The organism is Allorhodopirellula solitaria (assembly GCF_007859855.1).
GTDB lineage: Bacteria > Planctomycetota > Planctomycetia > Pirellulales > Pirellulaceae > Rhodopirellula > Rhodopirellula solitaria.
In genome coordinates this window covers 633,392-654,694 of the sequence record NZ_SJPK01000003.1, presented here as the reverse complement: position 1 = coordinate 654,694, position 21,303 = coordinate 633,392, and the positions used below count along the sequence as shown (strand labels likewise).

The 21,303-nt window shown below is 58.3% G+C and carries 17 protein-coding genes; 8 read left to right on the top strand and 9 right to left on the bottom strand.

Going from position 1 to position 21,303, the window contains the following annotated elements; translation table 11 throughout:
* Nucleotides 1–1,110: 1,110 nt before the first annotated feature.
* The 5 genes from CA85_RS08625 to CA85_RS08605 form a co-directional block, all read right to left on the bottom strand.
* On the bottom strand, nucleotides 1,111–1,368 hold the full coding sequence (locus CA85_RS08625; protein ID WP_146390892.1) for a hypothetical protein: 258 nt from the start codon (nucleotides 1,366–1,368) through the stop codon (nucleotides 1,111–1,113).
* Between the two features lie 708 nt (nucleotides 1,369–2,076).
* Nucleotides 2,077–3,417, bottom strand: coding sequence for a metal ABC transporter permease (locus CA85_RS08620; protein WP_146390890.1), 1,341 nt, complete (start codon nucleotides 3,415–3,417; stop codon nucleotides 2,077–2,079).
* Nucleotides 3,414–4,772: a metal ABC transporter permease gene (locus tag CA85_RS08615; RefSeq protein ID WP_146390889.1), complete on the bottom strand. Its 1,359-nt coding sequence runs from the start codon at nucleotides 4,770–4,772 to the stop codon at nucleotides 3,414–3,416. The genes CA85_RS08620 and CA85_RS08615 overlap by 4 nt, the downstream gene beginning before the upstream one ends.
* 131 nt (nucleotides 4,773–4,903) lie before the next feature.
* Entirely contained in the window at nucleotides 4,904–5,701 is a 798-nt protein-coding gene (locus tag CA85_RS08610) for a metal ABC transporter ATP-binding protein (protein ID WP_146390887.1), read from the bottom strand.
* 4 nt (nucleotides 5,702–5,705) lie between these two features.
* Entirely contained in the window at nucleotides 5,706–6,722 is a 1,017-nt protein-coding gene (locus tag CA85_RS08605) for a metal ABC transporter solute-binding protein, Zn/Mn family (RefSeq protein ID WP_246112607.1), read from the bottom strand.
* Between the two features lie 1,124 nt (nucleotides 6,723–7,846).
* Here CA85_RS08605 and CA85_RS08600 point away from each other — a divergent pair.
* From CA85_RS08600 to CA85_RS08575, 6 genes are read left to right on the top strand one after another with little or no spacing between them, the layout of a single operon-like run.
* Nucleotides 7,847–9,067, top strand: a complete 1,221-nt coding sequence (locus CA85_RS08600) for a DUF58 domain-containing protein (protein ID WP_146390885.1) — start codon at nucleotides 7,847–7,849, stop codon at nucleotides 9,065–9,067.
* Nucleotides 9,048–11,261, top strand: coding sequence for a transglutaminase-like domain-containing protein (locus CA85_RS08595; protein WP_146390883.1), 2,214 nt, complete (start codon nucleotides 9,048–9,050; stop codon nucleotides 11,259–11,261). Before CA85_RS08600 ends, CA85_RS08595 begins: the two co-directional genes overlap by 20 nt.
* Nucleotides 11,258–12,220, top strand: a complete 963-nt coding sequence (locus CA85_RS08590) for an AAA family ATPase (RefSeq protein ID WP_146390881.1) — start codon at nucleotides 11,258–11,260, stop codon at nucleotides 12,218–12,220. Before CA85_RS08595 ends, CA85_RS08590 begins: the two co-directional genes overlap by 4 nt.
* Nucleotides 12,220–12,693, top strand: a complete 474-nt coding sequence (locus CA85_RS08585; RefSeq protein ID WP_146390880.1) for a hypothetical protein — start codon at nucleotides 12,220–12,222, stop codon at nucleotides 12,691–12,693. The genes CA85_RS08590 and CA85_RS08585 overlap by 1 nt, the downstream gene beginning before the upstream one ends.
* Nucleotides 12,690–14,261, top strand: a complete 1,572-nt coding sequence (locus CA85_RS08580; protein ID WP_146390878.1) for a permease — start codon at nucleotides 12,690–12,692, stop codon at nucleotides 14,259–14,261. Before CA85_RS08585 ends, CA85_RS08580 begins: the two co-directional genes overlap by 4 nt.
* A gap of 59 nt (nucleotides 14,262–14,320) precedes the next feature.
* Nucleotides 14,321–14,929: a MerC domain-containing protein gene (locus CA85_RS08575; protein WP_146390877.1), complete on the top strand. Its 609-nt coding sequence runs from the start codon at nucleotides 14,321–14,323 to the stop codon at nucleotides 14,927–14,929.
* A gap of 453 nt (nucleotides 14,930–15,382) precedes the next feature.
* Here the strand turns inward: CA85_RS08575 and CA85_RS08570 are convergent, their stop codons facing one another.
* The 4 genes from CA85_RS08570 to CA85_RS08550 all read right to left on the bottom strand — a co-directional run bounded on the left by CA85_RS08570 (nucleotide 15,383) and on the right by CA85_RS08550 (nucleotide 19,244).
* On the bottom strand, nucleotides 15,383–16,126 hold the full coding sequence (locus tag CA85_RS08570) for a tetratricopeptide repeat protein (RefSeq protein WP_146390875.1): 744 nt from the start codon (nucleotides 16,124–16,126) through the stop codon (nucleotides 15,383–15,385).
* Nucleotides 16,126–16,737 (bottom strand): hypothetical protein, encoded by a 612-nt coding sequence (locus CA85_RS24790; RefSeq protein WP_186774817.1) that lies wholly within the window; start codon nucleotides 16,735–16,737, stop codon nucleotides 16,126–16,128. The genes CA85_RS08570 and CA85_RS24790 overlap by 1 nt, the downstream gene beginning before the upstream one ends.
* Entirely contained in the window at nucleotides 16,734–18,605 is a 1,872-nt protein-coding gene (locus CA85_RS08555; protein WP_146390873.1) for a type II and III secretion system protein family protein, read from the bottom strand. Before CA85_RS08555 ends, CA85_RS24790 begins: the two co-directional genes overlap by 4 nt.
* A gap of 198 nt (nucleotides 18,606–18,803) precedes the next feature.
* Nucleotides 18,804–19,244: a Fur family transcriptional regulator gene (locus tag CA85_RS08550; RefSeq protein WP_146390872.1), complete on the bottom strand. Its 441-nt coding sequence runs from the start codon at nucleotides 19,242–19,244 to the stop codon at nucleotides 18,804–18,806.
* Nucleotides 19,245–19,592: 348 nt separating this feature from the next.
* Between CA85_RS08550 and CA85_RS08545 the strand changes: the two genes are divergently transcribed.
* Nucleotides 19,593–20,003, top strand: coding sequence for a hypothetical protein (locus CA85_RS08545; protein WP_146390871.1), 411 nt, complete (start codon nucleotides 19,593–19,595; stop codon nucleotides 20,001–20,003).
* A gap of 53 nt (nucleotides 20,004–20,056) precedes the next feature.
* A complete protein-coding gene (locus CA85_RS08540; protein WP_146390869.1) occupies nucleotides 20,057–21,301 on the top strand; it encodes a GTP-binding protein in 1,245 nt (414 codons plus the stop codon).
* The last annotated feature ends 2 nt before the right edge of the window (nucleotides 21,302–21,303 follow it).

Sequence of the window (21,303 nt, the reverse complement as noted above, 5' to 3'; positions counted from 1 at the left end):
ACTTGGATCTGCGTTTGGCGCAGTCGACCGAAACGACACCAAAGTGAGAGGGACCGACCGCCTCGACTCGCTGCTGAATCACCCCAGCTGGCTTGCCGATGTAACGGGCCTGATTGGATTTTGACGATTTTGACGAACGTTTCTTGGTGGCGATTGCCATATCGGAGTTCCTTGATTGAAGGGAAAGTGAATTCCTTCAATGAAAGCACTCAGAATGCGCCCCTGGTAGTTTTTTAGGCTAACTTGGGGACATACCAGGCATGGCTCTCGTATCCAATGATCGTTCAAAAATGCGTCCCTGACGAACAAACGCTCGCCAGGGACCGACAACACCATTGGCGTACCGCTTTTGCAGGGAAACGCTGGCGACCGAGATACCCCTTGCCAAGCCAGCACCTCTGCAGAGCTCGGCTCGAATGGCGTGGACTTAAGCAGATTTACTCGAGTTTCACGGGCATCTGTTTTCGCTTCCGTCCGGCTTGTCCGGGCGGAGTGGCAACTGCAAGCTACCAGCAAAACGCCCTCGCCAGATCGATCTTCGCTCCGGGCTTGTCCCGGCGGAATCAGCGAATCAAGTCGTGTGACCGCCGGGGCAAGCCCGAGACGGAGCACCGTTTCTACTTCGCATTTTTTCAGTAGCTGCCAGTTGGTTCCTCCGCCGAGACAGGCTCGACGGAAGGATGTTTCACATGCGGCAATCGCTTATGTCCACGCCATTCGAGCTTGGCTCCGGTTCTCCCGGCAGTGCCAGTCTAACATTGATAATCACCTCCCAAAAATAAATCCTTGGATACGGGAGCCATGCCTTGAAAACGTCGGCCGCACGCTTCCGTCGGATGAGCCATTTTTTACAGCCTTGCCGGAAGGCGATATTTGCCTTTTCGGAAAGGCTTCTAAACGAACCAGTCCTCTGGCTTAACCGTTGGTCAAGGCGTATTCGAGCGGTTCTTCACCAGGAATCGTTGCCGTTGACTCGCTTTCACATGATTTGCCGGAGGAGGATTCAGTTCACAGCGAAGATTTGCCCAGCGGGTCTGGCCGACTGCGACGATCCTACGCAGGTGCTGCCTAAGTTTGAGGCGGGTTCACTACCCATTGCCGCTAACAATGCTAAAACATCGTGTCTTGCGATACCTTGGGGAACCGTTTGATTGCAAGTTCCTCGATTTCAGCATCCATGAGGCGTTGGAGCCTCCAACGGCCGAGCCAACCTGCCGACTTCCATTGCTCAGCGTACTTGGCAGTGACCTCTTGCCGCGCCTCCGCTTCGACGCCAGAGATGAGGTTCCTATAGCCATTGGCAACGACGCCCGCGCGGTGACTGGTGCGTTTGCCTGACCACTGGGCACGAGTCGATTGATTATACATCGCTGTATCCTGTTCTTGGGTTCCATCAACGAGCGTCTAACTCGCTCATCGGACGCGGGATCGCTTTCGTTGCACAGAAAAAAGTGGGCTCATCCGACGGAAGCGTGCGTTGGAGGTTTTGGAGGCATGGCTCCAGTATCCAATGATTGATTTGTCGGAGGTGATAGTGGATGTTAGACTGGAGCTGCCGGGAGAAACGGAGCCGAGCTCTGCAGAGGTGCTGGCTTGGCAAGGGATATCTCGGTCGACGGTACGCCAATGGTGTTGTCGGTCCCTGGCGAGCGTTTGTTCGTCAGGGACGCATTTTTGAACGATCATTGGATACGAGAGCCATGCCTCAAAAAACCTTCCCCCTGTGCTCCGCGCACGCTTCCGTCGGATGAGCCAAAAAGTGGCTAAGCAACGCACGATCCATTTCTGTCGTAGTGGACGAGACGACGAGTCCAAAGCCGCTGGACTCGTCGCCTCGTCCACTACAAAAACCGACACTTATTCATCGTGTGTTGCTAACTCATCTCTTCGAGTCTAGCAGATGTTCCGCGCCTGGACCAAAATTTCCGCCACCGACCGACCGGCTGGCAGTCGTCATTCAGAGAATCGGCGGCAGAAAAACAGGACCGCTTTCACCCGCCATCCGCGGTGGTCTATCGGCTAAAACGGCCGGATTGCTGTCGGAACGGCAGCGACAGTAGGTTCTCGCTCCAACGTTTAAACGTCGCCACGACGTTCCGGCGGGATGGACTGCCCGTGCGGATCGAGCACGGGGCTGTCGGTCGCATCGGACAGCTGGTCTCGCAAACTTCGGTCGGTAAAATGCTCGAGCTTCTCGGCTTTGTCGTGAATCTTGGTCGGATGCAAACTCGCTTCGGACACCAGGTATTGTTCCCACAGGCGGTGCGAACGCACGAGTTCACGGCCGTGCTCGATGCCGCGATCGGTCAGCTCGTACTGGCCGTCGACCTGCTCAAGCTCGCCGCGACGACGGAGTCTCGCCAGCGCGGATCGAAGTTGACGCGAAGACGCGTAGAGCGTTTCAGTCAACTCCTCGACGTTCATTGAAACGTCGTCCATCCTGACTTGATCCGCAGCGACATGCTCGGACCGGCGATAGAGCGTCGCGACGATGTCGTCGCAGAGAATCCGCAGCGACAAGGCTCGATTCCGCAGCCACTTGATCACCACTCCTTGGCGAGGCGCAAACAGCATCGCGACGCCGAACAGTGCGCCCACCATAACAGCCATCATGCCCGCCGTCGTCGTGCTTTGGTAACCGAACCAGGTCGGCACAACGACAGCGGCAACATGGCCACTGACCGCTGAGAGCGCGGCGACGCCTGTCGAGATCAGGATCATGATGCCGAGTCGATCGGTCAGCAAATAGGCCGTCGCAGGCGGCACAATAAACATCGCGACGACCAAGATATTGCCCACGCTCTCAAAGCTAGCCACGGCCGTCACCGCGACCAGCACCATCAGAGCGTAGTGCATCCACGTCGACGACACCCCCATGGATGTCGCTAACGAAGGGTCAAAGGAAGTGAGTTTGAGTTCTTTAAAAAACAGCACTACGAACATGAGATTCAGCACGGTCACGCTGCCGAGGACCACGACAGCACGAGGGATATCAAACCCTAGCAGCTTGATCGTATCGAGCGGCGTCAATTCGATCGCACCGTAGAGCACACACCCCGCATCCAAATCGACGCGGTCGGCCGCTTGCACGATCATGATCAACCCCAACGCGAATAGCGAGGTAAAGACCACGCCCATCGACGCACCCTCATCGACTTTGCCGACACCACGAATCCATTCAGTAAAAAGTGCCGTCAACACGCCAACAATGACCGCTCCGACAAACATCGGCAGACTACTGCGGCTGTTGCTGATCAGGAATGCAACGGCCAGGCCGGGCAGAATCGCGTGTGAGATGGCATCTCCGAGCATGCTCAAACGGCGCAGCACGAGAAAGTTACCAAGCAGCGCTGAAGCGACCGCGCACAAGATCCCCGCCGCCACAATCCATCCATCGAGCTGCCAATTCCAGATCATTGGAGGGCTCCCGGCGACAGAGAATCGTGGGGGCTCGCCGGTACGGCAATGTGAACCGGTTGCTGTTCGAGCAGCCGCTCAAGTTCGTCGACTAATTCTGGTTCGAGAACATGCTCGATCGCATCGGCATCGCGGTCCACGCGGCTCGGAGCGACCTCGGCATGCGTGATCAGATACAGCTCCCACAGTCGGTGCTCGCGGGTCAATCGGGCGGCCTGCACGTAGCCGGACTGCGTCAGGCCAATCGAGTCCTCACGTAGCGTAATCAGTTCCTCATGCTGCGCCGAAGCGATCGTGCGGGAGAGCTGGTTTCGTGACCAACTTCGCGTCGCCAATACCGTCTCAACAGGTACGCGTGCGTCACGGCGGAAAACCGAGTCCGGTTCGTCCAGCTCCAAGAGCTCATAAAGGCCCCTCAGGAGATGTCGTCGACGGACCCGGCGGTTCACTCGGAAGCGCCGCAGCCATCGGATCAGAACGCCCCGCGCAGTACCAAAGAACATGCTAAATGCAAACAACGCAGTCGAGGCCAATACGATCATGGCTCCCGAGGGCAGACGCGGCATCAACGCGCTAGCGGCGGCGCCGAAGACACCTCCGACGCCCCCCATCAATGCCGACAAACCCGCTACCCTCCACAATTTCTCCGTCCAGAACCGGGCCGCTGCCGTGGGCGTGACGAACAATGCGACGACCAGAATCAATCCGACTGCTTGCAGCCCAACAATCGTGACAAGGACGACGAGAGCCATCAGACATAGATCCAACACCAAGACCGGCATGCCACGCGAGCCAGCGAAATTCTCGTCAAAGCACAGGAGCTTGAACTCCTTGAACAACAACAGGCAGCCCACTACCGCGATGCCCGACGCAACCAAAATCAACCGAGCATCGCTGGCGTTCATCGACGCCGTCTTTCCGTAGATAAAACCTTCCAATCCAGCCGCACTGCCACTCTCCATCTGCTGCACGATCCCCAACAACGCGACACCGGCGCCAAAGAAAACGCTGAGCACAATCCCCAACGCAGCATCCTCCTTGAGCCGAGTCTGAGACCGCACGACCAAGACAACGCCAATGCCGAGGACCCCTGTGATGGTCGCTCCGAGCAGCAGCACCGGAAGCGATTTGCCATCCAATCCCAAGGCCGTCGCAAACATGAATGCTAGCGCGATCCCGGGCGTGCTCGCGTGAGCGAGTGCGTCACCTAGCAACGCGCGTTTTCGCAGCAGAGTGAAGCTGCCGACCAAACCCGCCGCTGCGCCCAACACCGCGACGCCGAGCAACACCACGCGAGTGTTGTAATCCTCTAAGAAAAGAACCCGCCGCCACTGCGACGCCGTGGGCCAGCTCACACTCCGATCCGCAATTGAGCGAGATGCGGGCGCCGCCAAGGCGACTGACTCGGAGCAGCCGATGAGCAGCAAGACGAGTAGCAGCCGCGCAGCCACTGTCCGCCACGACGAGACTTTCGAGCTCTTCCCACTCACAAGGAACGCTCCCGCCGACGCATCGCTTCGCTGACTTCATCGAGCAAGGTCAACCGCCCGCCGTAGGTTTTCTGCAGGTTCTCGGACGTGAAGACCGACTCGATCGGACCATGAGCGACCACTCGCATGTTCAGCAGTACCGCATAGTCAAAATACTCAGGCACCGTCTGTAGATCGTGGTGGATGACGACGACGGTCTTGCCCCGAGACTTCAGCTCTCGCAGCAGTTCGACGATTGCTTTTTCCGTCGAAGCATCGACCGCGGCGAAGGGCTCGTCCATGAGATAGAGGTCCGCGTCTTGGACGAGCGCGCGAGCCAAGAAGGTGCGTTGCTGCTGCCCACCTGACAATTGACTGATCTGACGATTCGCCAGGTCGGCGATACCCACGCGGCGGAGGGCTTCCATGCCAGCTTCGCGGTGTTTTTTTCGAACCGGCAAACACCAACCGATCTTGCTATAGAGCCCCATCGTGACGACATCGAGCGCATCGACGGGGAAGTCCCAGTCGACGCTCTCGCGTTGAGGCACATAGCCAACCCGATGGCGACTGGCCCGATAGGGTTTGCCGAACACCGCCACCCGCCCGGAGGCGCGCGGGACGAGGTTCATGATCGCCTTGAGCAACGTGCTTTTTCCAGCACCGTTGGGGCCCACGATCCCAATCAACGAACCCGCCGGCAGATCAATCGCCACGTCCCAAATCACGGGTTTGCGGTGGTAGGCAACCGTCAGGTCGTCGACCGAGAGCGCGATCGCAGTATCGTCCGGGCCGACGGCAGAACCGTTCGTCATGGAATCACTTGTTGAGTTTGCCTTGAAATCCATCCGCCGGAGCCTGGCCACCCAAGCCCCGCGCGACGACAGTGAGGTTATGGTCGAGCATACCAATATAAGTCCCTTCATAGGTACTCGATTTGCCCATCGCGTCACTAAAGAGATCCTGATCCCCCACCTGCACGTCGTGACCGCGCGAATGGGCCCCCTCGACCAATGAATCGATGCTTTTTCGCGGCACACTGCTCTCGACAAACACGGACTGCACGCCCTGATTGACGAGAAGATCTACCAACTCATTGATTCGCTGCAGTCCCGCTTCAGATTCGGTCGAAAGCCCTTGTACCCCCAAGACGCGGAGACCGTAGGCGCGGCCGAAATAATTGAACGCGTCGTGCGAGGTCACTAGAATCCGGCGATCCTCGGGAATCGAGGCGATCACTCGCTTGCCGTACGCATGCAGCTTCGAAAGCTCTCCCTGCAACGTCTCGGCCCTGTCTCGGTACGCTGCTTCCGAAGGTGGATCAACACCAGACAGCTCATCGGCGATCACATCGACACATTGGGACCATGCCGACACATCCATCCAAACATGGGGGTCGAAATGCCCTGACATTTCAGCGGGCTCGAGCAGTGCCGCGTCATCGAGTGCTGCCGTCACAGCGATAACAGGTTTTCCGCGAGCAAGTTTGATCAACGTGTCCGTCATCTTGCCTTCGAGCATCAAGCCGGAATAAAAAATCATGTCGGCATTCATCATCGTCTGCACATCGTCGCGCGTCGCTTTGTAGAGGTGTGGATCCACTCCAGGACCACAAATCTGCCGGACGTCGACACGATCGCCACCGACCGCCCGGACCAAGTCAGCCACCATCCCGACTGTTGCCGTGACCGAAATCGGCTCGTCGGGATCAACGGTGACCTGCGCAGCACCGGTTGCGGAGTTTGCCTCCGGGTCGCTGGAGTTGTTACAACCAGCCACCAGGACCGCAACCATCCAAGCCGCAATCAATGGGGTAAAAAACGGTAGACGGTGCATCAAACAATGGACTCCCAAAAATGCCGCAAGGGCGTGGACAACCGCAATACGGCTGCTCCTCGTCACGACATCCACGCGGGCGTCGTCGCTGCAATAACTTAGCCGAAGCTACATTTCCCGTCCAGTACCACCACTCAAGTGCCAGAGAAATCCTGAGGAATCTGAACCCGCTGGATTGACTTTGCGTATCAAAATCGCGAAGATATAGACAATCCTTGGTCGGACCAACATTCGCGAACTCACTTCAACGACTGTTTGAAGCATTCTTCCTCGGCGACTCATCGCCGTTTGGTACCGAATCTTGCATGCTCTGCGTTCCACGACAGCTATCCTCGCCATAGCGGCATTGCTGGTTGGCAATTTCGCAGCGTGGGTCCATGTCGGCTGCACTCACTCGGCACAGTCGTGCTGCGAAAGTCATAGCGCGAACGCCGCTCTCCGCGTTGATGAGCATTGCCGTAACGAAGCAAGCTGTTGTCCGGCCCCAGCCGCTTCGTACAGTTGCCACGCCCATTGCGGGCACAGTCACGAGCCCTCCCCGGGTCCGAGCGATCCGGCGGAAGGGCAACAGGGACCGCAGGACGACGACTCTCGAGATCAACATGATCCAGAACGCTGCAGCATCTGCCAAAGCTTCTATGCTTCGCGACATGTAGCGTTTACACCCATCGCCGTGACGCTGGTTGAAGTTGTCGAATTCGAGTTTATCGCGAGCGAGCCAGAACGGGTTTGGTTGCGTCATCCGGTTCAGACGAGCATTTCGGTACGGGGACCGCCGCGAATCGAGAGTCTATCTTAAAAGGGCACTGCCCCTTTGTAGAGGCGAGCCATTTGACGTGGTTCTTTCCGGCATCACCGGATAAGGCCAGGTTCCTTCTGGGATAGGCGTTGATCGATCCGTTGCATTCTAAACCCGAAGGATCGGTTCGAGGGAATCGCCCGTCACTCGTTGCTGCGTCACACGTCGCGACGTTGATGTTTAGGCGATGCGTCCACCGCGCACAGATGGTGCACGCGCTTACAGGAGTCTCGACAGCGGGCTCACGCGAGCTGCGTCGGCGACGCGCCTCCTGAACCTTTCCGAGGCCGATCCATGATCTTCTTGACAACCGAGGTGCGTTTTCATGGCAGTTTCCCATGAGGTGTCCAAGGAACCGAGTTGGCTGGCGCGCGCGCTGACCACCGACTTTTGTCCCGGCGCCAATCGTTTTGTTTACTGGCTCAAAGAACCTGTAGGCTGGTTCGTTGCGGCGATGTTCGCGAGTGTTTTGATCGGGCTCTACTTTGCTCCGATAGGCTGGACGCTCGCCGCTTTGCTAGGCGCACTCATTCTGGTTGGGATGGCATGGCCCTGGGTAGCCGTACGCGCCGTTGCCTGTTCGCTGCGTCCGAGCACCAACCGGGTTCAGGAAGGGGAGCTCTGCGACTGGTCGCTCACTGTTTGCAATCGCCTGCCGGTTCCGATCTGGGGCCTGGCGATCGTCGGCTTCCAAGATCATCCGACCGAGGAGGGATCCGTAGCAGAGAATGTGCCCGCGGTCGCACTCGCTTCGGTGCGCGGCCTGTCCACATGCAGCTATCGATTTTCGATTCGGCCCACCCTTCGCGGTCCCTATCCGAGAGCCGATGCGTCGCTGGCCTGTTCGTTCCCGTTCGGAATCTGGACCGCCAAACGAACGGTAGCCGATACCAAAGCGATGACGGTATGGCCGCAGGTGTTCCCGATAGCGGGACAGAACTCCATGGCCGGTCGTCGCAGAGCGGAACACGGCACGGGAGATCGCAGCGGACACAGGGACGATTTCATCGGTCTGCGTCCCTATCGCCGAGGCGATTGCGTCAAACACGTCAACTGGGTCGCGACGGCACGATCGGATGCATTGATCGTTACCGAGCGGAGCGGTCCGCAAAGCCCAACCCTACGCGTGGTTGTCGACACGGCCGAGGGATCGACGCGTGACGAGATCGCAGATCGTATCCGCGTCGCGGCGAGCGTGCTGGCCGACTTGCATCAGTCCAGCTGCTCGCTTCGCGTGCAGATCGGCGATCGACGTCTCGTCCCGACGCCTGGGCGGCGAGGCCTTATACAGCTAATGGATGCCCTGGCCAATGTGCCCCTCGACGGCGACCAATCCCGTCCCCGACTCGTCCAACCTCACGGCGTGACGGGATTGTCGATCTCAACGGACAACGATGGCAATCCGCTGGTTTGCTCGACCGACCCTGCTGTGCACCGCCGCGCTGCCACCGAACTTCAGCGCCGCGTTGTCAATCGTCAATTCGACCTGGCGGATCAACTGTGGATGTTCTGGACGGAGGCGCGCGATGCTCACTTGGTCGCGTAGACGAGTCGAAACCATCTTACTGGCGTTGATATCGCTAGGGTCCATAGTATCGTTGCGAACGCCCGTTGAGACGCAACTGTGCTTCGTCTCCGAGATGGCAGTCATCGCGGTGCTTGGATTGCTAGCGATGGCGAGACCATCGCGAATCCAGGAAATTGCAACAGGAGCGCTGCCGCTCATCCCGATCGCTTTCGCTGTCATCGCTCGCTTCTTTGCTACGCCGATCGCGTTGGAGATGACCGCATTGACCGTTCTGGGTACGGTCAGCTTGGCGATGGCGCTGGGCGGTCGATCAACTCGCTGGCTCGCATTGTCGGTGGTCAGCAGTGGTTTCTTAGTACTGTTCTGCTCATCGATTTCCGATAGTCGCTACGCCGTTGCCCTGCCGATAATCTGGATCCTGAGCTGTGTCTGGCACCTCATTGCCAATCACTGGGAGCAGCTTGACATGGCCCTGCCAGAATCGGTTGCTCGCAATTGGACGTTGCGGCCGGCAACAATGATCGCGACCGTAGTGACGCTGGCCGGAGCCGGCTACGTAGCCCAAGACCGCTTCACCAGACCGCCGCATTTACTGCACGGTTTCATGCCAACAAGCGGTGGATCACGGTGGTCCGATCCAGCGGCACGCAGCGGTGTGGGTACCGGGGAATCGGCAATCGCAGCCAAAGACCATGCCGAATCGTTTGGTGCAGTGGACTCGGACATCTTCCTGGAATCGACCGAGTCGTCGCTCTTGGACATGTTCAATGACATGGTCGGTGAACCGAAAGCGAAGAAGAATCGCCGGGAGAAGGCCCAAGCCATGCCCAACCAAGATTTCTTGCCGAACCACGAACGCACGGCACGCAGTGATCTCGGAAGCAGTTCGTTCTCAGTCGATCGTATGCCACCAAGTTCCCATCGCTTACCTGACGATGTTACCGACTCCAGCGTCATCCAGTGGGATGGACCAACGGGCATCCGCTTAGCCATGCATCGCTATGACACGTTTGACGGTACGGATTGGACGCAGTCGACGGACCTCACGTGCGAAACGCTCAAGCGAATCAAGATTGGCGAAGACTCCTGGTTCGTCGAGCCTGAACAACATGCTCGCATTGACCAGGACGCATCGTCCATTTCCGTCGGGCTACTGAAAATCATTCGCCTGGACTCCACGCGGATGCCCGTTCCCATGATGACCACCGGGGTACACATCGAGAAAATCGATCGCCAGGATTTTTTTGGGATCGCGCGTGACGGATGTTTCCAGATGCCTGGGCGAGAGAAAATTCCAGCGTTGACCGTCATTCACGTTGCCAGCACGCGGCCGAGTGAAGACGAACTCCGCCTCGGCTTGCAGGAGCAGACCGCCACGACGCCGCCAATTCACGCCGACCTGCGATCGCTGGCCGACCGCGTCACACGCGAGCATGAACACGCATACGATCAACTGCAGGCGATTGTGACGCACTTGAGGAACAACTTCACCTGTGATCGCAGCTTCGCGCCGACTTCGGATCAGGCGGTTTCGCAGTTTCTCGACTCCCGTCGTGGCGGTGACCATCTATTCGCAACCACAGCCGCTTTGCTAGCTCGTGAGCTTGGATTGCAGTCTCGCTTCGTCACGGGCTTCTACGTCCGCCCCGACGCCTTTGACATCACTGCCGGGCACGCATCGGTGCTTCCCCGCGACGTTCACGCCTGGGCGGAAGTCAGACTCGCCGATGGACGTTGGTTCGAGATTGAACCGTCCCCGGGATACCAGCGACCGGACTACCGGCCTTCGATATGGCTCGCCAGTCAGCAGCTTGCCGCTACCTACTGGCCCCTGGCTGCGATCGTTGTGGCAGCGAGCTTGGCTGTGTTCCTTTCGCGCCGCATCTGGATCGAGTGGCTACTAACTTCGATCTGGCGCTTGACGTCCTGGTTTTATCCACAAGGCAATCTGCGTGTCGCCATCTGGGTCATCGAAGCCCGGGCACGCCTCGCCGGGTGCCAGCGATCATCCGGTCGGCCTCAACGTGACTGGCTCGAGGAACTAACGCAACCGGACCTGACAGCCCAGGCCGTGACGCGTCAGTTCTGTGACGCGGCAGATGCAAGATTCTTTTCGTCGAGCCAACGACCAATCGACGACTCCTCGCAGCGTTTGGTCCGCTTGCTGAATACTCGAACACTTTCCCAACTCGCTAAGGAACTCCCAATATGAACACGACTCTGGAACCACCCTGTTCCAATTCAGCCGATCCATCAGCGCAGGTCGCATTCAAACTACGGCAGTTTCTACAGAGCGTTCTGTTCGGGAAGGAACATCAGATTGACATGGTCATCGGTTGCCTCTTGGCTCGGGGCCACCTCTTACTCGATGACCTGCCGGGCACAGGAAAAACGACGCTCGCTAAGGCAATTTCCGAAGCAGTCAATGGACGGCTCGCTCGGGTGCAGTGCACTCCGGACCTGATGCCCAGCGATATCACCGGCTTCAGCATGTTCAATCAGAAGACCCGTGAGTTCGATTTCCATCCTGGACCAGTATTCGCTGACGTTTTGCTAGCCGACGAGCTGAACAGGACGACGCCGAGAACGCAGAGCGCCCTCCTCGAAGCCATGGGCGAACGCCAAGTCACGATCGAGGGCAAGACGCACCCGCTCTCGCCCACTTTCATGGTCATCGCGACGCAGAATCCCATTGATTCGCACGGCGCCTACCCACTTCCGGAGGCTCAACTGGACCGCTTTGCAATCAAGCTGCGGATTGGCTACCCCGATCGCGATGCTCAGAAACAGATTCTCTCGCGAGCGACCCAAGCAGAATCCGCCAGCTTGCCCGAGATGTCTCCTCTATCACTGGACCAACTGCGGCAGACGCAAGATCACGTCCGGACGATCCAGGTTCATTCGCGAGTCAGCGATTACCTCATCGACCTGGTAGAAGCGACCCGAAACGACGCTGCCGTGGAGCTTGGCGTCAGCGCGAGGGGCATGTTGCACTGGCAATCGATCGCTCAGGCATGGGCGATGCTGCAAGGACGCGATTTTGTTACTCCGTCAGACATCGCAATCGTCGCTCAACCAGTTCTTTCGGTTCGCTTGCTCACTCGAGGTGAGGATGTCGATGTGGTGATTGATCGGATGATGAACACTGTCGCTGCACCGGAGTACAAGTAATGAACAATATCTATATGCAATTTCGAAACGATAGCATCCGCTTTAGCATTCTCTTGAGTCTCGTCGTGGTACTGGGGTGTCGAGATGAATCCGCCACGGCCAAGCAATCCCACTTTGAGCACGATCACGGCGTCGCAGCGCATTGGCCATCGGACCTGCCCGATGCCGCAAAGCAACTTCGCAGCCGATTGGACCGAACATCGACTGACGATCCTGAATCCGACGAGCTGCAAGAAGAAATGGCGGACTTGGTCAGCTGGATACCGGAAGTGGCTGCGGACTCCAGCCTGTCTGAAAACGACTGGATCCCCATCAATGAGGCAGCCAAGTCTTTATCGAAAAAACTGCAGCCCAGCGGCCACCAATGGACTCAATCGGCACGCGAGCAGGCGTACCAACTCTGCGACTTGATTGAGAAATCCGAATCGAAACCTACCGCTCATCCCGTCACACTCGAGAGTAAAAGTTCATGAACGATCCCACGCAAATGATTGTTGGTGGCCTCGTTCGCGTCGCCCAGGGATTCGCCGCTGCAGCGCCGACTCTGTTGGTTGGATTGGTCATTGCGGCGATCCTGAGATACTACCTCGGCCGCGACGGTATCTGCCGGCTTTTCGGGGGTAACACCATTCGTAGCCTTCCCCAATCATGGCTGATCGGCATGCTGTTGCCGGTCTGCTCGATCGGCGTCCTGCCTATTCTGCGTGAAATGCGGCGGGCAGGAATGAAGCCGGGTGCGATGGCCGCCTTCGCACTCTCAGCCCCGCTTTTCAATCCGTTGTCACTCCTTTACGGCTTAACTCTCAGTCGACCGCTGGTGATTATCCTCTTTGCAATTGGATCGCTGGTCATTGTCACTGCTTTGGGGCTGCTCTGGGATGCGATCCAACCTCGTTCTGGTGCGGCTAAGGAATCGGCAGCCTTCGCTGCGGACCCGGTGCCTGCCAACGAGCCGATCGGTGTGCAGCGACTCGCAGCCGTAGCCACTCATATCGGACGCGAGGCAACCGGCCCGACCCTCGCACTCACTCTGCTGGCTTTGTCCGGCTTAGCAATCCTCGCCGCTGTGTTTCCCTACGGGGCACTGCAGACCAGTGTCGAGCAGGACGACCCCATGGCTCCGCTGACCATGTTGATGGTGGCGGTCCCAGTCTACGCAACGCCCATGCTTGCGATGAGCCAACTCGGCATGATGTTCCAACACGCGAACTCGCCGGGCGCCGCCTTCACGTTGCTGATCCTGGGAACCGGTGCCAATCTTGCGACGCCGTATTGGTTCAGTCGCCAATATGGATGGAAAGCATCGGGTACTTGGTTTCTTTGCCTACTGCTGATCGTGCTGGGCATCTCCTACGCAGTCAATCAACCGTTGATACCAGCAGGCGTCGAGCCCGCTGGCCATACGCATGCATTTGATATCTACGCGAATCCGCTGCCTGCCAACCAAGCCAATATCTGGAACGCAGGCAAAACCGCCGTTGCCGAGAGCATTGGAATCGCCGAAGCGGCCGCATTGATCGGCTTAGGCTTGATAGCCGTGCTGGGATTGGTGCTACGTGGCCTGGGGATCGACGAAAGTCGCTGGCAAAACTCTTCCGCCACTCTACCGGTAGAGACACCGAAAACGTGGGACATGATCGTCCCGCGTAGCGTGATCGGAACAGCAATGTTAGTTGGGCTGGTAGCACTCAGTGTCGTGGCGTGTTTCGCGTACTATCCCCCACCGCAAGAATGTTTGGAGGAGATTCGCATGGCGCGAACGGAGTGCCTGTCAGCGGCGAGCAGTGGCGATACCAAGCATGCATTGTTTTGGCTCCCAGTGTGGGAGGAATGGAGTCGCCGCTTGGAGGTGGCAACGTTCCTGCGCCGCGGGCAAGTACGACCCTACCAACGAATGCAAGGCTACTTGATACGCAAAAAGCTCGAACTGCTCGAACACGAGCTAGAGCACGATCCGCTCGAGCCCGCCGAGATCAAGGCAGCGCTCGATGGCATCTACGCAACCAACACGCGTTGGGTGAATAGTTTTCGCACGGATTGAATTACCTACCACGATCGCTTTTCAAATTTACATCTAAAAACACAACAAAGGACCCATTGATGAAAATCCATGCTTTAACCGCCACCGCCGCCCAGCCAGGCTCGAGTACACCGTTGGCGATGACCAATGGGCTTGGCATGCTCGCTTCGATCGCCTGTGCGATCCATTGCGCGGCGATGCCGTTCGTCATCGCGTTTCTGCCGATGCTCGGACTGAGCTTCCTGGCCGATGAGAGCTTCCACAAAGTCATGGTCGTCGTCTGCTTGCTACTCGGCGCTTTTGCGTTCGTTCCCGGTTGGAAACGGCACCGTCGCTGGCTACCCAGCGGCATCGCGGCTTTGGGATTGGTGTTGATCGCGACGGCGGCATTCGCGTTGGAAGGAGAATGCTGCGACGCCTGTGAGAGCGACATCGCGTCGCAGTCGGCCCCGGTCGAAGCCTGCACCGACGCGTGCTGCTCAAGCTGCGAGGTGGCGAGTTCGGACACCGCCAGTGAAACGCCGCAGGTGCAAGAAGCATCGTTGGTCGTGCCACTGTTGCCATGGATCACACCGCTGGGAGGCCTGCTGTTGGTATGGGCACACCTGACGAATCACCACTTCACCTGCCGCTGCGGTTGCTGCCCGGGCGATAAAAATAAACATGGTGATAGTTCAACCGCGTGCTGAACCACCGCCGCGTTTCCTCGTATCGACCTTGCTCGTTCGACGCGTCGACCTTGCACGCCTCGCTACCGTAGCCAGTCAAAAAAGACTGGCATGAACCTGCGTTCGATTCGCCGTCTCAGCACCCTGTTGCTGATCATCTACGACGGTCGAATCCCGCTGTCCGAGCGCGGGCGGCGTGTCATGTTCAGTGAGAACTGAGCGAACCGGTCTCTCGCAAATGTTGGCCGGTCAACAGCTCGCTAGAAAATGAGTCTGCTGCAATCCATAGCGGCTGGGATGGAGAGTGTTGAATTTTCAGAAGATTGGCTCCTGCGTCCAACGGGTAACAAAGGAAGCTCAACGGACACGCAGGCAATGAAGGCAGTCCGCACGATCGGCAAAATCATTGGACACTTGAGCGATGCCTCGCAAGACCTTCCAGTCACCACTAAGTTCAAGCTTCGCAGAATGACTTCACTCCATGCGAGACTGGCCTTGGTCGGCAGAGTGACGATCGGTTGATAGAGCAGCGATGAACTCCTGAGTCGCCGCAGGGGCAGTGGGATAGGACGCCGCCCGAGCAAAGTGTTGCTTTGCAGCGGTTTCGTCATCGAGTTCAATAGCGATCACGCCGAGGTTGTGATGCGCCGCTGGAGCGCCAATGGCTGGTGTGAGTACCGTCAATGCTTCATCGTAGCGCCGTTGTCGCGCGAGTAGCAATCCTAGATTCACTCTCGTATTCTCGAGGTCAGGATCAATTGCCAAGGCGCGCTGAAACTCCTCCTCGGCTGCGGCAGTATCCCCAGATTCCTCTAGCGTGTATGCGAGATTGCTGAGCAGCGATGCATTCGTGGGATCGTCCTCGATTAGTCGACGGTACCTTCGGATCGACTCCGGGTACTGGCGGGCACCTGCCAGTGCGGGCGCGAGCTGCGCATCGAGCCTGGGCTTCTTGGGAGCCATCGCTTCGGCCTCGAGGTACAACTCAACGGCCTCGTCCCAATACCCCTGCTTCGTCATCTGGTCCGCGGCGACGACCTTTAGCTCGCGTTCATCGCCTGCCCGCATCGCTGGCAATGGAGCGCCAAGCTGGGACATGGGGGCTTCCGATGTTGGCTCAGGTCTCTCGGCCCTGGAATCGGGACGGGGGATCTGTGGCAGCGCGTGGCATCCGGCGACGAGCATGATCGCTGGCAGCATCCAAGTGAAACGCAACATCAGAAAATCCCTCCGCCACCAAACCCACCACCGCCAAAGCCACCGCCCATGCCGCCACCTCCAAAACCACCACCGATCCCGCCTCCAAAACCTCCGCCACCGCTCTGGCCGCCACCGCCTGATCCATTTCGACTGGCATTCCGCGCGACCTGCTGAGCCCGAAATCCATCGAGTCCTAAAGCAGGCGGGTAGGCGAGTTGAATTTCGTCTGCCATCAAAGGGGCACCCGCAGCGCTGAATGCGGCAGCCAACGAGACGGTTCGATCGGCATCGCGCATCGAATCCCCACTGGGCTCGATGATGATGGGAGCAACCGGCAGTTCGCCCTGTTGAGCAAGGGTTGCTACCTGACGCAGCGCAGCCGGGCTGAGCTGGTCACTCTGGTCGATGAAATCAGCTCGATAGAAGACACCTTGGTCGGTAGCAGCAGACGCGACCTGCGTCTGCTGCCATTGGCAGAGGTGAGCTCCGGGCCCATTCGGGATCGCACCGGAGGGGATATCTGCACAGCAATCGACGTCACAGATCCCCTGGCTGGACCGACAACCGCCCGCGAGCAGCAGCAGCGTCGGGAGCGCCCATGACAGTAGTTTCTTGTAGGGGGCATTCATTGCGTCACCTCGTCGGCGTACTCGATCGTTGGCGAATATACGCCAGGCAGCGGAGCCTCGATGGGCGCGATCGGTTGATGGGGGTTGGGCGTGAGCTGGTTGCAACATCGATCGGTCGGACCACTGGATCCGATGATGAATCGATCGGGGCAACAGAGATCGGGGCGGCGTTGTTTGTGATAGTCGGTGCGAACGGGGGAGCGGAAATCGCGAGAGCGACGACTCTCCAATCGGTTGCTCAGAAAGAACTCGACGTCGGTCGGCTCAAACACATCACTACCGGGCAGTGTTGGTGTGGTACAGGAGTCAACGGGTGCGACCAATTCAGGTGTGACGAGGATGACCAGTTCCTGCTCGGATGCACTCGTACGATTGGCACCGGTGAGCGGCCCGACAATGGGCAGATCCCCGAACCACGGCACACGCTCGCTGCTGGCACCGAAATTGGTTTGTAGGAGTCCGGCAACCGCGAGCGTTTGGCCGCTGCGCAGCTCCACGGTGGACGAAAAGTTGCGGCTGTTCAGTCCCGGAACGGAGGTTCCGCCCCCCGCGCCACCAATACTCGTACCCAGGGACTCGTCTCGCGTGCTGATGTCCGCATTGATTTGCAGACGAATCACATTGCGATCCTGGATGATAGGAATGAAACGCAGCTGCACCCCGAAAGGCACGAACTGGACGCCCTGCAAATTGGTACCGACCCCACCGGAGGAGATGACAGGAATCGGGAACTGCCCACCGGCTTGAAAGTTGGCGGGTTGGCCGTTGATAGCGACCAAGTTGGGCTCGGCCAAGGTTCTCGACAAACTGAGCCGGCGAAGGGCTTCGATGCGTAAACTGAGATCGCCTCCATCGAGTATCGCGCTAATGTTCCCGGCGACCGTGCCGGTCGTGTTGCTGAAAATATTGCTGTTCTGGATCGCAGTGAAGTTCAGTCCGATGCTTCGCGCCGCCGTTCGATTGACCTCCGCCACGGTGACCCGCAGCATCACCTGCTGTTCACCGGGCACCCGCATCAGGTTGATGATGCCGGCTTGAGCGAGTGCGACGGGGTCGACGAGTGAGCGATTCTCGGCTTCTTGCGCCTGCAAATCGAGCGTCTCGTCGGAAGTGAAGTCGACAGTGTTGCCTACGGTTTTGACCGCTGATACGCGGCGAACTCCCGCGGACACGCCCCGGGCGCTGATCAGAACCTGCAGGATCTGCGCCATCTCGATGGGGTCCCGAGCCTGACCGGCGACCATCAACCGCCCGTTGACATCGGATAGCTCGACAAGGCTGTCCGGGAACTTGATGTTTAGCTCCCGTTCGACTTCATTGAGTGGGCGCTTCAATGCGGGGTCCTCATACACGCGCACCAGGTAGCTGACGACACTCTCACCGCTCGGGTCGCTGGCATCGGCAAACCACAACATCAGGGTGCTCGTCCCCGGTTTCAGTCCGGTGACAGCGAGCTCACGGCCCGATTGAGGATCGATCGTGTCGGCGCGGATCGTGTCATCGTCAGGCAGGTAGATCCGTGTCGGCGTATCGGCAAGCCGAAGAATCTTGGGGCGACCGACGATCAGCGACAGCGGGATCTCTGGATTGATCTCAGCTTCGACAAAACGCTGTTCCCGACGTTTCGCCGTCTCGCTCGGCGGCGGCAAAATCAACTCCGGCGGCAAGGCCACTTGGAGGCGATTGACGGCGTCATCACTCGTCTGAGGACCAACGCCCGGATTTTGACCGACGGTGGGTTGCGGCGGCAGCAAACCATCGCCGGGCTCTTGTGCCCTCACGTCGGTAGAAACCAAGGCGATCAGCAACGACAGGATTGCCGCATGCCGAGACGCGATCGCCTGCCAGGTTGCGGCACAAAATGACATAAAACCCCTTTCTCGGTTGGACTCAATAGCGCCTAGCCGTACCGCTCCCGCAAATCGAGATGGCGGTAGCTAGATGGGTCCGACCACAGGACAACCCTTATAATCGGTACAACCTGACGCCGACTTGAATCCAACCCGGAATGACGAGCCAGCATTTTCTTTCCCGGTCAACGAGCGGATGCGACCGGTCGCCCCCGCCTATTGGCAATTATTGCAGTGGCCGCGGAGCAAGATTTCGGTGACGGTGCCGTACTTTTCGCTCTGTCGCTGACTGCCAGCCGTCAGTTTGACGTCGTCGAGGCAGCAAACCGTTCCACAATCGACGCAAAAGAAATGTGGGTGCCCGTCCTCGTGATGCTCGTCCGGTTTGACAGCTTCGAAACGCCAAACGTGGTCGCCGACCTCCGTTCGCCGGATCAGCCCGGATTCGGTCATGTCGTTCAAATTGCGAAACGCCGTGGCTTTGTCGATCCCACTCTTCGCCAAGTGTTCGGCAACGAACGCGTGCGTCAGCGGCGAGGGAGACTGCCGCAGCAGCAAGAGAGTGGATATTCGAGCAGGGGTCGCTCGCAACCCAACATCACGAAGCTCTTGTTTCACGGCTTCCAAGGAAGCCGGTGCGCCGCTTTCTAAACTCATGGGAACGTCTCTATGCAAATTCGCTGTATCTGACCAGGACCACAACTTCACTTGCATTCTACGCCAATGCAACTGCAACGCAAGTGCGCGAGCATCCTCGACCGAGCTTTCGAGAGTCCGCGCGACCAACAGCGAATGGCACCGGCGGCTCCGATGTCGGTCCCGCGTCGAGTGAGTCGGCTGCGCCGGCAAAACCAGCGTGATATGTGTGCAGAGTTCGACGCTTCACTGAATGACAATGCACGCGGAACCAAAAAAACTCCATAAAAGAGAACACGGCGCACTTGCAATCCGTATGCAACTGAGGTCCAATGACGGTCCGTTCTTGTTGCCTCAGGGAGTTTCACGATGCTTTCCAGAAAAATGCAGTGGTTCGCTTCATTGCTGCTGACGTTCCCCGTTTCCACCGCGGTTTCGGCGGACCCACCTGATCTTGTCGCGGTGGCCGATCCGGAGGTCGCATCGCGGCTGGTAGCGGAGGTCGATCCCGCCATCCCGTTCGCGGTGCTGATGGTCGCCCCCGATGATGACCCAGCACTGCTGAATCAGCGTGCTCTGAAGATGAGAAATGCACGTGTGTTCGTCTACGAGGGTGCAAACGAACAACTGCTGCAGGCGATGTTTCGCGAGCGATTGGTGCAGCAGGGCGTAGTGGCAATCGATATCGCGCCCCTCTCGCGAAGACGGGTACGGTCGTCTCCTGTCAATCTACCGATCCGGTTGCCAGCACTATTGGCGACGCTGAAACACACGCCCTGATCACGAACAGTCTACCCCAACGCGTTTACGAAATTACCAAGCTAGGAGTCCTCATGCTAAAAAGTCCGCCACCCCATCGTCTGCCTGTTACCGTGCTATCGGGTTTCCTCGGAGCGGGAAAGACAACGCTGCTGAATCATGTCTTGAACAATCGAGACGACCTGCGGGTCGCCGTGATTGTGAATGACATGAGCGAAGTCAACATCGACGCGGCGCTGATCGAAAGCGGTGGCGCGGATTTGTCTCGCACCGAAGAACAGCTCGTCGAAATGACCAATGGCTGTATCTGCTGTACCCTTCGCGAGGACCTGCTTGTGGAGGTTCAGCGATTGGCCCGTGACGGACGTTTCGACTATCTGCTCATCGAATCGACAGGGATCTCGGAGCCGATGCCGGTAGCTGAGACGTTTACATTTGAGGACGAAGCGGGCGATAGTCTGTCGCTGGTCGCTGAACTGGACACCTTGGTGACGGTCGTCGATGCCGGGAACTTCATGAAAGACTTCGGTTCGTGGGATGACCTCACCGATCGACGTCTCGGGCTCAGCGATGACGACAAACGCAATATTGTCGACCTGTTGGTTGACCAAGTGGAGTTCGCGAACGTCATTCTGATTAACAAAACAGACCTGCTTTCCCCATACGAACTAGAACAACTCTATCGCATCGTGAGCCGGCTCAACGCCAGCGCCAGGATACTCACGACCACCGAGAGCCGTGTTGAGCTTGGCGAGATTATGGGAACGGGCTTGTTTTCGCTCTCCGATGCAGAACAGCAACCGGGGTGGTTGGAAGTTCCACGCGGCGAAGAGGAAACGGAGACCGAAGAGTACGGCATTTCAAATTTTGTTTTCCGCAGCGATCGCCCCTTTCACCCGCAGCGGCTAGTCAACGCTCTCGACGCTGATATGGACGACAGCCTCTTCACCGCTGTCCTGCGGAGCAAAGGTCTCGTTTGGATCGCGTCCCGTCACGACTGGGCCTACGACTGGTCTCAAGCCGGTTGCTCCATCCGGCTCGATCCGGCCGGATACTGGTGGGCCTCGGCTCCGGACGATGCGTGGCCAGAGGACGAAGTATTGCTCGATGAGATTCAGTCAAAGCTCACCGGCGAGCACGGCGATCGACATCAAGAGCTCGTCTTCATTGGCAACGGGATGAACGAGCAAAACATTCGTAGCATCCTTGAGGACTGCCTGCTCAGCGATTCCGAGCTTGCCGAAGGCCCCGAGGCATGGGCCGGATATGAAGACTCACTGCCGCCTATCGAGATCGAAGCCGAAGAGACGGTGATGTAAGT

What these genes read in the sequence shown, in the direction of transcription:
- CA85_RS08625 (WP_146390892.1), bottom strand. Translation starts at nt 1,368, where the DNA reads ATGTATAATCAATCGACTCGTGCCCAGTGGTCAGGCAAACGCACCAGT.
- CA85_RS08620 (WP_146390890.1), bottom strand. Translation starts at nt 3,417, where the DNA reads ATGATCTGGAATTGGCAGCTCGATGGATGGATTGTGGCGGCGGGGATC.
- CA85_RS08610 (WP_146390887.1), bottom strand. Translation starts at nt 5,701, where the DNA reads ATGACGAACGGTTCTGCCGTCGGCCCGGACGATACTGCGATCGCGCTC.
- CA85_RS08605 (WP_246112607.1), bottom strand. Translation starts at nt 6,722, where the DNA reads ATGCACCGTCTACCGTTTTTTACCCCATTGATTGCGGCTTGGATGGTT.
- CA85_RS08600 (WP_146390885.1), top strand. Translation starts at nt 7,847, where the DNA reads ATGGCAGTTTCCCATGAGGTGTCCAAGGAACCGAGTTGGCTGGCGCGC.
- CA85_RS08595 (WP_146390883.1), top strand. Translation starts at nt 9,048, where the DNA reads ATGCTCACTTGGTCGCGTAGACGAGTCGAAACCATCTTACTGGCGTTG.
- CA85_RS08590 (WP_146390881.1), top strand. Translation starts at nt 11,258, where the DNA reads ATGAACACGACTCTGGAACCACCCTGTTCCAATTCAGCCGATCCATCA.
- CA85_RS08585 (WP_146390880.1), top strand. Translation starts at nt 12,220, where the DNA reads ATGAACAATATCTATATGCAATTTCGAAACGATAGCATCCGCTTTAGC.
- CA85_RS08580 (WP_146390878.1), top strand. Translation starts at nt 12,690, where the DNA reads ATGAACGATCCCACGCAAATGATTGTTGGTGGCCTCGTTCGCGTCGCC.
- CA85_RS08575 (WP_146390877.1), top strand. Translation starts at nt 14,321, where the DNA reads ATGAAAATCCATGCTTTAACCGCCACCGCCGCCCAGCCAGGCTCGAGT.
- CA85_RS08570 (WP_146390875.1), bottom strand. Translation starts at nt 16,126, where the DNA reads ATGTTGCGTTTCACTTGGATGCTGCCAGCGATCATGCTCGTCGCCGGA.
- CA85_RS24790 (WP_186774817.1), bottom strand. Translation starts at nt 16,737, where the DNA reads ATGAATGCCCCCTACAAGAAACTACTGTCATGGGCGCTCCCGACGCTG.
- CA85_RS08555 (WP_146390873.1), bottom strand. Translation starts at nt 18,605, where the DNA reads ATGTCATTTTGTGCCGCAACCTGGCAGGCGATCGCGTCTCGGCATGCG.
- CA85_RS08550 (WP_146390872.1), bottom strand. Translation starts at nt 19,244, where the DNA reads ATGAGTTTAGAAAGCGGCGCACCGGCTTCCTTGGAAGCCGTGAAACAA.
- CA85_RS08545 (WP_146390871.1), top strand. Translation starts at nt 19,593, where the DNA reads ATGCTTTCCAGAAAAATGCAGTGGTTCGCTTCATTGCTGCTGACGTTC.
- CA85_RS08540 (WP_146390869.1), top strand. Translation starts at nt 20,057, where the DNA reads ATGCTAAAAAGTCCGCCACCCCATCGTCTGCCTGTTACCGTGCTATCG.